This window comes from Vibrio sp. QJM3NY_39 (assembly GCF_057785895.1).
The window spans coordinates 2174601-2188751 of the sequence record NZ_CM173505.1 but is presented as its reverse complement, the minus strand read 5'-3'; the positions used below and the strand labels follow the sequence as shown (position 1 = coordinate 2188751).

Genomic DNA, 14151 nt, shown 5'->3' with positions numbered 1-14151 from the left:
AGCGGGATGTAAAAGCTCTAAGATCAGACTTTGGATGCAATGAAAGCTGAGAACAAGTAATAAAAAATGCACTAACCCAAAGATGAATTAGTGCATTCGAAATATCTAAGCTTGGCTGCTTTTAAAGCCGCAGACGCTAACTAATTATGATGATGAAAGTACCTGCTAAGGTCATCAATATATTGGCTATCGCGTACGTACCCGCGTAACCCAGAGCAGGGATAGTTGAGCGAGCGTGGTCATTTACGATGTCCATCGCCGGAGCACAGGTTCGCGCGCCAATGATGGCTCCAAATAGTAGAGCTCGGTTCATCTTCAATACGTAAGCACCCACCAAGTAAGCGAAGAATACCGGTAGCACACTCACTACTAGAGCAATACCGATGACCTGAGGGCCTACTTGCGTTAAGTGTTCAAACATCTTACCACCAGCGCTCAAGCCGATACCGACCATAAAGAACATCAAACCTAGGTCTTTGACCATGTTTAACGCCCCTTGAGGCACGTAACCAAAGGTAGGGTGGTTCGCTCGTAAGAAGCCAAGCATGATGCCCGATAGAAGTAGGCCAACCGCATTACCTAAGCCAAATGACACCTGACCAAATGTCATGGTAATCAAACCAAACAAAATACCCAGAATGAAGAAGCTACAGAAGGCCATCAAATCCGCCATTTGGCTGTGGATTGAGATGAAACCAATTTTCTCAGCTAGGCCGTGAACACGACTCTTTTCACCACTGACCTGCAGTACATCACCTTTAGAAAGCACGATGTTTAAGTCCATCGGCATTTCAATCTGAGCACGTACTACGCGGTTAAGGAAACAGCCGTATTCAGACAGGTTTAAGTCTGACAGGCGCTTACCTGCGATGCTGTCACTCTTAACGACGATCTCTTCTTCAACGATACGAAGGTCGAGAAGGTTACGGTCGAAAACCTCTTTACCATTACGGAAGCTCGGGTCGAGACGCGCATGGCTATCAGGGAAGCCTACCAATGCGATCTCATCACCCTCTTGCAAGATCGCATCACCATCTGGGTGGGCAAGAATACCATTACGGCGAATACGTTCGATGTAACAGCCCGTTTGGCGATAAATACCCAGTTCACGAAGGTTCTTACCGTCTGTCCAAGATATAAGCTCTTGTCCTACGCGGTAAGCTCGTATGATTGGAAGGTAAACCTTACGTTGCCCTGAAGCACCTAAGCCACGCTCTTGGGCGATTTGCTCAGCTGAATCGTGTAGGTTAACTTTCTGAAGCTTTGGAATAAGGCGAGCAAACATAATCATACTGATTAAGCCAACTAAGTAAGCCATCGCATAACCAACGGAGAGGTTCTCGATGATCAGGCCTATATCCATGTTTCTTGGTAATTCTGCAAGCCCAGAATTCAGAGCATCTTGAGCACCTACTAATATAGGCGTTGCTGTTAAGGCCCCCGCCATCATGCCTGCGGATAAACCAAAGCCTAACCCAAGGTAGTGACTACTGAAATACGTTAAAGCAATTGCGGTAGAGAGCACCACAAGGCTCAGAATGAGATAGTGCTTACCGTCTCTAAAGAAGATACCAAAGAAGTTTGGTCCTGCTTCAATACCCACACAGTAGATGAAAAGCATGAAGCCAATCGTGAGCGCATCAGCGTTAAACGAAAAACCAAGATGTCCCATGATAAGGGAAGTAATCAGAACACCGATTGAATTGCCAAGTTGGAGGCTACCGAAACGAATTTTACCAATGGCTAATCCAATCGATAAAACAACAAAGATGAGGAGAATGGGGTTTTGTTCTAACAGAAAAACAACGTCGATATTCACAGTGGTCGCTCAATAATTGGCGTGAAACACAGGGTAAGTTTGAGAGGTGAATTGTATCTAAATATAAATTAAATATAAGCGATATTTTGCTATTTTACTTGATTTTGACTTTATTATTATTCCGTACGAAAACTGGTCATAAAAAAAGCCCGCTACAGTGAGCGGGCTTGATATAAATCGTACAGTCTAACGCGTAAATTAGTCAGCTGTTTAAGGCCGTAGCCTCGATTCTCGTATGAGAAATCCTAGCTTAGTCGAAAAGACCTAGGTTTTCTTTTGCGTATGCTTCAAATTCTGTGCAGCCGCCGATGTGGTCTTGGTCGATGAAGATTTGTGGCACTGTGTCTACAGGCTTACCAACAGTCTTCTCTAGGTCAGCTTTGCTGATGCCTTCAGCGTGGATGTCAACGTAACGGTAGTTGAAGTCATCGCGTTTAGCTTTAAGAGTTTCAGCATGCTCTTTTGCACGAACACAGAATGGGCAAGCAGGGCGACCAAAAATAACTACAAACATTTAATTTCTCCTAAATACGGGATGAGGCTCGTTAACTCAATTATGTTAACTATTCTTTAATGAATGCCACTCAAAATTTCTTAAAACCAACTATGCCTCAATGCCATGGGGAAATAAAGATGGAATTGCCTCTTAATACGATAGGTTTTGCCTATCAGCGCAAATATTAATCATAAAAAGGCAGGGTCGCGTTCACTGGCCTCTACCATTGTTAAGTACCCTTAATATTAGAGTGTGAATTACCCCTAAGATTGCGACTTTAATCCATCTTTAGTGTGACAAGTTGCACCTCGTCAAAAAAATCAAACACAGAACGAGGCATCTTATCATTGGGTATAGAACCATATTCGGTAAGCTGCCTGATGTAACCCCATTTTAGTCTGCTTGTATTTAAGATGCAGGCATTGTGTTGTAAGTACAAAAGTTACATTCCGAAGGTTAAATTCCAAAAAAACAAGAATTTCAAAAAAACCAAGAGTTCGTAGTTTTGTTTAGTCATAGGCGCAGGAGGCTCCATGTTTCAATTTATGACATCTACAAAGATCATCTTTGGTGATGGGGCACTTCCCGCTTCATTGTCTCTCTTTAATCAATACGGCTACAGCGTGTTATTGGTTACTGGAAATACATTAGAACGCACCTCACTTGTTACTGATTATCTAGATGCGCAGAGTATGCGTTACCAGCACATTGCCGTTTCCGGTGAACCCAATATCAAAATGGTTGAAGAGGCTGCCACGTCTGCTCGGCGATTTAAACCTGATATGGTGGTGGCAATGGGTGGTGGCAGTGCCATTGATATGGGAAAAGCGTTAGCTGCGGTTTTACCTAATCAAGGTAATTTATACGACTATGTTGAAGTGGTTGGGCGTAATGTTCCTCTTAAAACCAAACCACTGCCGTTTATCGCTATTCCAACCACAGCGAGTACTGGCGCTGAGGTTACTAAAAATGCGGTACTTAAATCAGGCCAAGACCAAGTCAAGATAAGCCTTAGAAGCCCAGACATGCTAGCTGACGTCGCGATTGTTGACCCAGCATTAACCCATGGCACTAATCCGTATTTATCTGGCCGCGGCGCTATGGACGCATTTACCCATTTAATGGAAGCCTATGTGTGTGGTGAACCGAATCCGTTAACCGATATGATTTGTGAAGAAGGGTTGCGTAAGCTGAGTCGTTCTGTCATTCAGGCGTGTATCTATGATGAACCTCAAGCGCGTTCTGATCTTGCCTTCGCTTCTATGCTCGGAGGAATGGCGATAACCAATGCTAAGCTCGGCGCTGCGCACGGGTTAGCTTCTGCGTTAGGAGGTAAAATTTCTGCGCCGCACAGTGTGATTACAGCGCGCTTGGCGCCATTTGTGATGTTAGAAAACATAGCCGTAGCGAAAGAGCAGCAAAGAAACGACATATTAGCGCGTTATCAGCGAATCGCTCAGATAGTGACGGGTAACGTAGAAGCAAAAGAAGAAGAGGCGATTGCTTGGTTATCTGAAGTGTTGGATACACTCAAGCTACCAAGCTTACTTGAATTTGGTGTCTGCGAAGCTCAGTTTGATGAGGTGTCTGCCGATGCGCTCAAATCAGTGGCGATTAAAGGAAACCCTTTACCGTTGAATCAAGAGAGGCTTGTACATATTCTGAAGCAGGTTTGCGAGGAGTGCAGTTGTGGAGAAGGGGATCATGAGGAAGCTTCAATGAATCAAGTTGTGCAAGAACAGGCTGCCGAGTCGAGTTTTACCATTATTAACTCTTATGCGTCTGAGAATAATGTTGTAGAGAAAGGCAATAGCTGGACGATCTAACGGTCTTCGAACAGTTCACGGCATAAACCATTATAAACAGATAAATAAAAACGGAGCACTAGGCTCCGTTCTTTAATTCAACTTGTTCTCAGTTCATGCCTTAACAGATTAAAACTGAGAATACTTCTCGTAACGTGAATCACGAAGTGACTCTTTCACTCGCTTTAGGTTCTCTCTGAAACCAGAACCACGACGAAGCGTAAAGCCTGTTGCTAGCACATCAATAACCGTCATCTGAACAACGCGACTTGCCATTGGCATGTAAACGTCAGTGTCTTCCGGTACATCCAATGAGATAGACAGCGAGCTCGCTTTATCTAATGGAGAGTCTTTCGCTGTGATAGCGATAACTGTTGCGCCGTTCTCGCGAGCTAAGTTCGCAATCTCAACTTGGCTTTTTGTGCGGCCAGTGTGAGAGATCAGAACAATAACGTCGTTGTCACTGCAGTTAATGCAGCTCATGCGTTGCATCACGATGTCTTCGAAACAAGTGATTGGGATATTGAAACGAATGAACTTGTTTTGAGCATCTTTGGCTACAGCAGAAGAGGCACCCAGTCCGAAGAATGAAATGCGTTTTGCTTGAGTCAGCAGGTCAACCGCACGGTTAACTTGCATCGCGTCTAGACTGTTTTTAGCTACGTCTAGACAAGCCATAGTTGATTCGAAAATCTTATGCGTGTAAGCATCTGGACCATCATCTTCTTCAACATTACGGTTCACGTAAGGTGTACCGTTCGCCAAGCTTTGAGCTAGGTGAAGTTTGAAGTCAGGAAAGCCCTTTGTGTCTAAACGACGACAGAAGCGGTTAACTGTAGGCTCACTCACGTCAGCCATTTTAGCTAAGGTAGCAATGCTAGAATGAATTGCAGTTTGAGGGGAAGCCATGATTACTTCGGCTACCTTACGCTCAGACTTGCTGAAATTTTCCAGGTTTTTTTGTATTTTTTCTAATGTATTCATAGTGTTCACAAGGGTATAGAGAACAACTTGCTAGTTAATATCTTTTACCAGGGGGTATGGCTGAAGCAAATATCAGTAAACACAAAGCCAAAGTTATATTCGGTCTTGTAAATACTGCTGCATCAAATAGATATCAAGCTAACTAGCACCATAGAGTCAGTATAAACCCAACATACTATTTACTAATACAAAAACACGGCATGAATGCTTAAGAATATGACAAACCTCAACAAAATTTTAGAAAACTACAGAATTGGAAGAGAGTTTGAGCAAAAAGAATGCAAATTGAGTATGAACTGACAGCTTAGTTACATCAAAAAGAAAGAAATTTTCAATTTGATGCAACTAAAATTGAATGACTATGCGTTGATTTGCGTAACCAGTTTAGTGATTTTACTCATCAAGTTAGGTGCTAGTTTAGAGATTTCACGCTGTTCTTCAAGCACTGAAGAAAGAATATCATTACCTGTCAGTGGATTTGCTAACACTACCCGGAAAACGATGATTGGTTGATGCGCCCATGCTTCGGGATTTAAGCGCGTTCGCGATACGAAAGACTTGCCTGTTTCACGCTGCTTCTTTTGAATAAACTTGGTCAGTTCATTCAGTAGCTCATTCAGTTCAACGCGTTTTGTTGCGTCAGCTTTAAGCAGCGCCGCTTTAACTGGTTCAGGCACGTAGCGATAAGTCAGTAGGCACAGCTCAGGCTCTGAAACCAGTTCGAAATCGCTTTGATTTTTAATCAGGTCGGCAAAGTAGCGCGCTTTGTTGATGCTTTGGTCGATTAGCAGTTCGTAGCCAGGTCGGCTGATGATGTGCATCGACGCATAAACAAGCATTGCCATACCGGAACGAGAGCCTTCTAACGTATGGCTACCTAGGTCTTTCGAACCCTTACGCAATATGTATTGAGCATGATGTTCGATCGCTGTCATCGCATCTGGTTTCTTAAACAGCACCATACCCGCACCCATAGGGATATAAAGTTGTTTATGAGCGTCAATCGTGACTGAATCTGCTAGCTCGATGCCATCAAGCAGGTGACGATGATTGTTCGACATCAGAGTCGCACCGCCCCAAGCTGCATCTACGTGGAAGTGACAATCTGTTTCGGCACACACCTCAGCAATGTCTCTTAGCGGGTCGATATTACCAGTTTCGGTTGTACCAGCCACACCAATGACGGCGAAAGGTTTGATCTTGTTCTGCTTGAGTTGCTCGATCTTGAGTCTTAGATCGTCAGTGCAAATGCGGTTGTCGTTATCCGTCTTAACAGACACTAGACCTTCTTGACCAATACCAAGGACATCTGCGGCTTTTTTCAGAGAGTAGTGACCACGTTCAGAAACTAAGATGGCTAGGCCTTCGTAGTCGTAGTGTTTCATGGCTTTAAACAAGCCTTCTTTTTCTACACCTTTGAATGAGCCTTGTGCCTTCAGCGCATTGTTGCGTGCAACCCAAAGCGCAGTAATGTTCGCGATGGTACCACCAGAACAAAACGCACCCAAAGAGTGGTTCGCACTGTGCATCCAGCGTGAATAAAACTGATCGTCATCTTGGTAGATCAAGCGATGTAGCATACCCAGAACTTGACGCTCTAGGGGCGTGAAAGCTTTGGAGGTCTCAATTTTTACTAGATTCTGATTCAACGCAATCATGATTTTAGAAAGCGGCATCAGAAAGTACGGCAGAGCAGACGTCATGTGGCCAATAAAACTTGGCGAAGACGTATGAACCGAGTGAGACACGAGAGAATCGAGGAGATGCTCAGTATGTTCAGAAACAAACTCAGGCTGCTCAGGGATATGAGCATTTGAAAAATCTTTCTCAATTTCACGCAGCGGCTTTTCTTCAGCCACAATGTGTTCACGTAAGAATTGATTCAGGTTTCGTGAAAGTTTGTCTTCAATTTGAGTGAGTGTTGAATCTGGGCCTTCAGGTACCGTGAAGATACGTAAAAGACTGTCGAAGCTAACATCTGCTGTTTTTTGTTCCGTAACCATAGCAAGCGATTTATTTTTTTTTATATTGACGCGAGCGGGACAATCTAAACGAAAACGGGAACAATGTCCCGTCTTAATTATGAAATCCAACTTCTCAAAAAAGCATATTAAATGAGGGGTTATTTACACTTAATCGCTTCAAGTTTAGTAATTGACTGATTGTAGCGTTGCAGTGCCGTATCGATTTGCTTAGGGTGGCTAAGCAATTCTGCAAAGGCTGAGCGTAGCTCGTAGTTTTGAGCATGAGGCGTTGACTGGCGGTCGTCGAACGTTGTTTTCGCGATTTTACCTAGCTCATCATCACGTGTTGATAGCGTTTTAATGTCGTGTTGCTCTAGTTGTAGCCAACCTTCGACAGGTTGTTCTGTAGCCACTTTGCTTGAGTCGTTCACAAGGTAGTAGTTTACTGCAGCACGATTAAGCTCAAAGTGGTGCTTACGACCTTCTAGGAACCACTCACTGACTTCTGTTAGCTCTGGGTATTGCTCAGAGGTCAATGCAGCAAGGTCGGCATACCAATTCAAAGAGGCGTCGATGTACGCATCATATTTTTTTGCTTGGCACTGGTTTGTTTCAGACATTGAATCTGCTGCAAAAGAGAAAGTAGAAGTTGAAGCTAGCAGTAATGCGACGCAAAGGCGTTTCATAGTGGTTCCTTTTGTAAGTTTATTCTTTTTATAACTTTGTCGTTACAGGTTACCGTGATCGTTATTTGTTGAGCAATGACACTTAGTGTCTTTTTATTTCGGTAACTGTATCGGTGTCTTGGGCATGGGTATTCGAGTTGCATTCTAATCTAAAACAAACGCTATTCCTGCGATCTAGTTAGCAAGAGATACAAAGAACAACATCAAAATCGGGACAAGCAAGCTTAGGATAAAGCCACTGACGATAGCGATAGGCACACATCGCACACCGCCTGTTGTTTGAATGACAGGTAGAGTGAAGTCCATCGCCGTAGCACCTGCATAGCCTATAGAGGTACACGGATAGCTGCGAATCAGCACTGGAATCAGTACTAAGGCAACTAACTCTCTTAACAGCTCAAGCATGAAAGAAGCACCGCCATAAACAGGGCCAAAGGCGTCACCCATCAAGATACCAGCCAGAGAATACCAACCAAATCCAGAAGACATAGCCAAGGCTTTGAACAGAGGGATATCCAGAATGTAAGCCGCGATAACGCCACCTAGCATTGAGGTGATGATAATCGTGATTGCGATGACCATGCCGTGTTTGTTCAGCAAAATTTGTCGAAGTGTTAAACCGCTATTACGCAGTTGAATGCCAATAAAGAAGAGAAGTACAAACAAAATCCACTCACTGGCGGTATCAACCCAATCAAGGCCAATAGGGAGCACTAAGCCAGCGATAAGGCCTGAACCCACAACTAGGATCAGTTTGGCAGACTCCATCGCCATCGAAGAGAGGGGAAGCTTCTTTTTGCTGCTGTCGGTTTTGAGTGGTAGTAACTTATCAATAGCGGGTAGTGCCATCAGATTACAGACGCTTAAGCAGACAAAGAAAGTGACGGTGTAAAGAAGGATTGTTTGCAGATTACTGCCTAGGTTATCGAGGGCGGCTAAGCTTAGCCCCATTAACGCGAGAATCACGTAGATCAACCGCGATGTCGAGCGGTTGATAAATTCTAGCGTCTGATCGTTCGAAATAGAAAAAAGATACCCCACGACGAGTGGTGCAAATATAAAGATCATCCCTGTAAACATGCTTTCCCCATTGCATTTACTTCATATTACATTTACTTGTCACTTAACAGTGACTTAGAAGCCACTAGTATTGATCACGTCGCTTAGCTTTGCATTAAAATCATGTTTGCTCAAGTTGCTTAATTTATAAAGCACCTCTGCACCTGTCACGTTAAGTTCAACTTCGTGATCATCGATGTTCTCATCCTTGTTTCTGAACATCAGCAGGTGATTAGCGATTCGAGCAATATCCAAGTAAGACACTTCGCGTTCTTCGTGGCTATTAATGGTATTACTGCACACATCAATAAAGTCGCTGTCGAAGCCCCAACGATTAAGTACCAGTTTACTGGTTGCGGAACATTGGCCTTGGAATATTTGTAGGGCGATATCGTGGTCTAGGTAATTGCCATTTTCGAGGTAGAGATGGTATTCGCTAACTAAACAGAATAAACCAATGTCAGCCAGTAACCCAACAAGCAGTGACTTCTCATGTTCAAGGTAGCGGTATTCAATAGGGGAGAGTTCTTTGAAGCCGTTGGTAACCAGTACCATAGTGGCGCCGAGTTCTTTGGAGACAGAAGCGCTCTGAACCAGTAACTCATTACACTCTTTGCTCAGGTTGACTGAATGCTTGAGTTGTTCAATAGCCTGAGCCGTAACGATGTCACGCACTCTTAATATGCCAAGGCGTGACACAGCCGTCATCATATCGACGCAAGTAATGTTGCGTCTGTTGAATACGACAGAGTTAGCCACTCGAATGACGACAGCAGTGAGGCCGGGGTCTTCAAGTAAGCATTCGGCAACTTCGGCAATCCCGGTTGATTCGAGAGTGCAAAGCTTTTGAATTTTCAGTACAACGTTAGGGATAGGAGGAAGTGTTATTTTTCCCGCTGAAATAGAATGGCCAACAAGTTGGGCAAACTCTGATTCTAGACCCTTTAAGAGAAGAGCCTTATTTTGTGGTAGCCAGAAAAACGATAAATGATTCATAAAAAAAGTAACAACATGTATGTTCTGCCATTTTACAAGCCGCGATGCTGTGAAGCAATACTCATCCGACGACATAACCTTGAATAATTTGAACGGGTGTATCACTGGGTGTCGAAATTTAAGCATGGTTTGATAGTTTACTGTGATGTCAATCATGAAAAATCATAATACTCAATTGATTGATGTGAACTAAGCCCAGACTTATTTTTCTTTTCGAAGTATCATTTATTTAAAGGTGGAAAACGAAATCATAATATTCACCTAAAGAATAAAAAAATAGATTAAAAATTTTTCGCATAAAAAGCTGCTTGTCTGGTAATGAACCTAATCGGGGTAATTTGATTAAGGATCAACGGATATGACCGAGACAGCATTTATTAATTACGTGAATCAATTTGGTGAGCATCAAAAACGTTCTATGTTTGGAGGTATTGGCCTCTTTCAAAATGACGCTATGTTCGCTTTATTGAGTGAAGGTTGTTTATTCATCAGAGGTGGAAAGTCATTAGATAAAAAACTGACGGATCTTGACTGTGAAAAGTATCGTCATGTAAAAAAACAGACAACAGCTACCGTAAATTATTACGATATTACTGACCTGTTTACCTGCGAACATCCTGAATTGGATAGTATTATTCGTACTTCAATCGATAATTCAATTCAGCAACGTAGCTTTAAGAAATCATCCGCTAGCCGTCGATTAAGAGATCTACCAAACATGCAGCTTACATTAGAGCGCATGGTTAAAAAGGCGGGGGTGGATGATGTTTCAATGTTTATGCAGTTGGGCGCGCCTGAAGTGTTTAATAAGGTTCGCAAAGCGTACGGAAACGATGTTGACCTAAAACTACTTTGGAAATTTGCGGGTGCAATTGATGGTATTCACTGGAAACTATTACAAGAACCACGCAAGCAGCAATTATTAAAGGGCTGCCACTAAAGAAGTTTGCCTTATATGCTTAAGATTATTACTAATAAATAAAAACCGAGGAATGTCCTCGGTTTTTTTGTTTCTGTCTTAGCCGGATTTCTTAAAAGACTATGTATCAAAAGGCTAAGTGCTCATGGAGAGCTTATTTGCTAGGGCTTGAGCGTTAAGTATTAGTACTTGAAACGAGCCGTGAACATTAGCTGATCACCGTAGAAGTCGTTAATACGAGCTTCAGCACCTAAAGAGAAAAGCTCTGTAGAGTGGAAACGCGCGTAAACAGAACCCGTCCAATCATCGTTATCATCGATAGAAACGTAACCACCTTTACCACCCACTTCTAGTTGTGGACCAAGCCATTGGCGAACACCAACGTTGATTTCCATACCGATATCAGTAGAGCTTGAGTTTTCAGGCTGAACGATACGAGCTAGCATTTCACCTGTTAGGTCTGCCCAGTTGTTTAATGGAGCGTGGAAACCAAGACCTACAGCTGAGTCGTAATCGCCTTCAAATTCTGAATCGATACGTGCTATAGCGTGAGCATTCGGGTGAATTGACTTACTGAACGCGCCACCAAATGTTACTGGGCTAGCACCGATACGTGCTTCAAAGTAATCGTAGTTAAAGTTGCTCATTACTTGTGGTTGTTCATCAACAGCTAGTGCTTGGCTAGAAGCCAATAGCATAGCGGTAGTAAGTAGAATTTTGCGCATAACGACCGTAAACCTTTATTTAGTGTTAATTCCTTTGGCTTGAGAAAAATCAGGCAAACCATAAACATTGAGACAGTTTAATCTAACTCGTGGAAAAGTAATCCATAAAAATGCCAATCCTTTGCCATTTAGTTAAAAAATATACAATTTAGGCGCTGCTCTGCAACTGAGATCTCATGTTTATAGGACTATTCACCAAAATTTAAGGTCGATGCACAATGTTAGGTTATTCACCAAAGCTTGTTCGCTTGTTTGCCATTGACGTGAGGATGCGCTCGGTATCTAAAATGGAAGTCCAGTTTAGCAATTGCTTGTCGTTTGCAATGACATAGTCGGTCAGTTGTTGAGTAATCGTGTCTCTGAGTTGATCACCTTGCCAAGGCTTAGAAATATAGAAATCAAGCGCAGCGTTGTTAATCGCGGTCACCGTATCTTCCAGGCCTGCTTGCCCTGTGAGCAGTAGTTTGCGTGTCGGCTTAGTGTAATCGTTCTGATTGAGCTCTATGAGAAAGTCGATACCGGTTTTGTCAGGCATGATGTGGTCGCACAAGATTAAGGCGAGTTTAATGCCATCTTGTCCCATTTCTTTGATTACCTGCTTGGCTTCATAGACCGATTCGGCGCCTTCAACAATAAAGTTTTCTTCAAATGGTGCTAAGTCTTGAAGGACACTGTTGAGGACTTCAGGCTCATCATCGACACATAAAATTAGGTACTTATTCATGAGGTGCTCCTTCTTGTTTGAATGGAAGCCACACTTGCATGTGTGTATGGCTGCCTACCTCAGACTCCACCAAAATAAACCCTTGATGAGCCGAAACGATTTGTTGAGAAATAGATAAACCAATTCCTAAACCAAAATTGCCTTCTTTTTTGGTCGTGAAATTTGGGTTGAAAATGGTGCTGATGTCTTCTTTCGCAATGCCATGGCCGGTGTCGGAGATTTCCACTACAAGAAATGTGTCGTCACCTTGCGTCTGTTGAGAGGTAGTGATTGACACTTTTCCTCGTTCAGAAAGGGCATCGAGTGCGTTAGAGATCAGGTTTGTCCATACTTGTTGTAGCGAGAGCGACTGGCACAATAAAGGCGGTAATTCGGTGTCGTAATGTTTTTCGAGTTGGTGATGTTTGAGTCTGTTTTCAAAGATCACTAAGGTATCTTCAAGCCCTTCGTGAATGTCTGCGTAGTGGCGAACCTCTTCATCTTCTCGGGCATAGCTTTTTAGGCTTTTAACCATATCGGCAATACGCTTGCTGCATACCTGAATTGAGCGGATAGAGTTTCCCACATAGTGGTAATGCTCTAAGTCATTGAGCAGCTCTTTGCCTGCGACAGGGGAGTCTTTTAGGGTATCTAAAACCGCCGAATCTTGGCTTAGGTTTAGTCTCACGGCTTTTTTGGCTAGCGCACGATCATCGATAGTAGAGGTGAGGTGCTTTACGAGTTGTCTTTCTTGAGCCGTTGATAGTGGCTTGGCTAACTTTGAATGCGCCAGCACGTCAGTCCCTTTATTCGATTCTGGGAGCGACGAGTTTACGAGTATCTGGTCGAGATGTTCAGACAAGGTTTCAATACTTCGTAGAATCGCAGCAATAGGGTTGTTCAACTCATGAGCAACGCCCGCGACAAGTTGCCCGAGCATCGCCATCTTCTCTTTCTCGATCAATTGTTGATGTGCAGATTCCAGTGATTCGAGCGTTTGCTGCAGCTTGATCTTATTGGTGATGCTTCTTTGTAAGCGTCGGTTAAAGTGACGGAGCAATAGGTTGGTGAATAACGGCAGCAGGGTATTGTTTGAGTGCATCACTTGAGCAAAGCTATCTTTATCCAGCTTGATGACTCGTGTTTGCGTTAGGGTTATCGCGGTTGAGAATGAAGGTTCACCCGTCACAAACGACATCCCGCCGACAATGTTGCCCTTAGAGTGTCGTACCACTTCCCGTTGTTGCCCCAACTCGTCTTTTTTATAGAGAGCGGCTTCACCCTCAATGATCAGCCATAAAAAGCGATTGTCTTCACCTTCTACAGTGAGGAGATGTTCGGGTGAGTAGTCTCGAATAGCCTTGGTTTTGTCATCTTTTGAAAACACATCTTGTAATGCACTAACGACACGCTCTGCAAGGGCATTGTCAGAAAGCTGGTGGTAGTCGTGAATGAACCCCGATTGAAAAGAATGAATCTTTTGCTCGATGTGCGCTCTGAATAAGCGCTGTTGATCCAACGCATCACTGTAAGATAACAGGTTTTCTGAGTCGTATTGGATAACAAAAGAGGTCAGTTCTTTTTGCGCCGATTTGAATAGAACTTGATCTTGAACGGGTTTGGTTAGGCAGTGATTGAGCCGGCCTTCATTCACCGCGGTCAGAATGGATTGAATGTCTGACGAAGCGCTGACTAATATCGTTCTTGCGGTATTACTATGGGGCAGCTGTTCCAGTTCAATAAGAAATTGCACACCATTAAATCCAGAATGATGATGAGTGATCACTAAAGCAACGGTTTGGTGGTGATCATGGATATCTTCTAATGCGTGATGCGCGTCTTCTATGTTCTCGGCAGTATAAATATCGAATACAGAAGCTAACGGAGCCAGCTCCGAACGTATTCTTTCAATGCTAACCGGATTATTGTCCAAACAGATAACAGCGTATTGATTCACAGCTCAACCTTAATAGTAGCGACGTCTCTAGCCTAGCA

The 14151-nt window shown here is 43.4% G+C and carries 12 protein-coding genes; 2 read left to right on the top strand and 10 right to left on the bottom strand.

Annotated features, from left to right (window positions below; genetic code table 11):
* Window positions 1-136 precede the first annotated feature (136 nt).
* Both AC3CHU_RS09755 and AC3CHU_RS09750 read right to left on the bottom strand, forming a co-directional pair.
* A complete protein-coding gene (locus AC3CHU_RS09755) occupies window positions 137-1819 on the bottom strand; it encodes an aspartate:alanine antiporter (protein ID WP_017077841.1) in 1683 nt (560 codons plus the stop codon).
* 250 nt (window positions 1820-2069) lie between these two features.
* The gene (locus tag AC3CHU_RS09750; RefSeq protein WP_009847069.1) at window positions 2070-2333 is read right to left on the bottom strand and encodes a GrxA family glutaredoxin; all 264 of its coding nucleotides are present in this window, start codon (window positions 2331-2333) and stop codon (window positions 2070-2072) included.
* A gap of 515 nt (window positions 2334-2848) precedes the next feature.
* Between AC3CHU_RS09750 and AC3CHU_RS09745 the strand changes: the two genes are divergently transcribed.
* Window positions 2849-4141: an iron-containing alcohol dehydrogenase gene (locus tag AC3CHU_RS09745; protein WP_108155564.1), complete on the top strand. Its 1293-nt coding sequence runs from the start codon at window positions 2849-2851 to the stop codon at window positions 4139-4141.
* A gap of 108 nt (window positions 4142-4249) precedes the next feature.
* Here AC3CHU_RS09745 and AC3CHU_RS09740 read toward each other — a convergent pair whose 3' ends face one another.
* From AC3CHU_RS09740 to AC3CHU_RS09720, 5 genes are all read right to left on the bottom strand, one after another.
* Window positions 4250-5104: a MurR/RpiR family transcriptional regulator gene (locus AC3CHU_RS09740; protein ID WP_004734686.1), complete on the bottom strand. Its 855-nt coding sequence runs from the start codon at window positions 5102-5104 to the stop codon at window positions 4250-4252.
* 359 nt (window positions 5105-5463) lie between these two features.
* Complete coding sequence (gene panP / locus AC3CHU_RS09735) at window positions 5464-7107, bottom strand: pyridoxal-dependent aspartate 1-decarboxylase PanP (RefSeq protein WP_054546576.1); 1644 nt, start codon at window positions 7105-7107, stop codon at window positions 5464-5466.
* A gap of 119 nt (window positions 7108-7226) precedes the next feature.
* Window positions 7227-7754, bottom strand: a complete 528-nt coding sequence (locus AC3CHU_RS09730; protein WP_004734688.1) for a hypothetical protein — start codon at window positions 7752-7754, stop codon at window positions 7227-7229.
* 174 nt (window positions 7755-7928) lie between these two features.
* Complete coding sequence (locus tag AC3CHU_RS09725; RefSeq protein ID WP_372243773.1) at window positions 7929-8834, bottom strand: LysO family transporter; 906 nt, start codon at window positions 8832-8834, stop codon at window positions 7929-7931.
* Window positions 8835-8888: 54 nt separating this feature from the next.
* The gene (locus AC3CHU_RS09720; RefSeq protein ID WP_004734690.1) at window positions 8889-9809 is read right to left on the bottom strand and encodes an HDOD domain-containing protein; all 921 of its coding nucleotides are present in this window, start codon (window positions 9807-9809) and stop codon (window positions 8889-8891) included.
* A gap of 358 nt (window positions 9810-10167) precedes the next feature.
* Here AC3CHU_RS09720 and AC3CHU_RS09715 point away from each other — a divergent pair, with 358 nt between their 5' ends.
* Complete coding sequence (locus AC3CHU_RS09715) at window positions 10168-10749, top strand: TfoX/Sxy family DNA transformation protein (protein WP_004734691.1); 582 nt, start codon at window positions 10168-10170, stop codon at window positions 10747-10749.
* A gap of 161 nt (window positions 10750-10910) precedes the next feature.
* Here the strand turns inward: AC3CHU_RS09715 and AC3CHU_RS09710 are convergent, their stop codons facing one another.
* The 3 genes from AC3CHU_RS09710 to AC3CHU_RS09700 form a co-directional block, all read right to left on the bottom strand.
* Window positions 10911-11453, bottom strand: a complete 543-nt coding sequence (locus AC3CHU_RS09710) for a hypothetical protein (RefSeq protein ID WP_004734692.1) — start codon at window positions 11451-11453, stop codon at window positions 10911-10913.
* Window positions 11454-11679: 226 nt separating this feature from the next.
* On the bottom strand, window positions 11680-12177 hold the full coding sequence (locus AC3CHU_RS09705) for a response regulator (protein WP_146458092.1): 498 nt from the start codon (window positions 12175-12177) through the stop codon (window positions 11680-11682).
* A complete protein-coding gene (locus AC3CHU_RS09700) occupies window positions 12170-14113 on the bottom strand; it encodes an ATP-binding protein (protein WP_146458094.1) in 1944 nt (647 codons plus the stop codon). Before AC3CHU_RS09700 ends, AC3CHU_RS09705 begins: the two co-directional genes overlap by 8 nt.
* Window positions 14114-14151 lie beyond the last annotated feature (38 nt).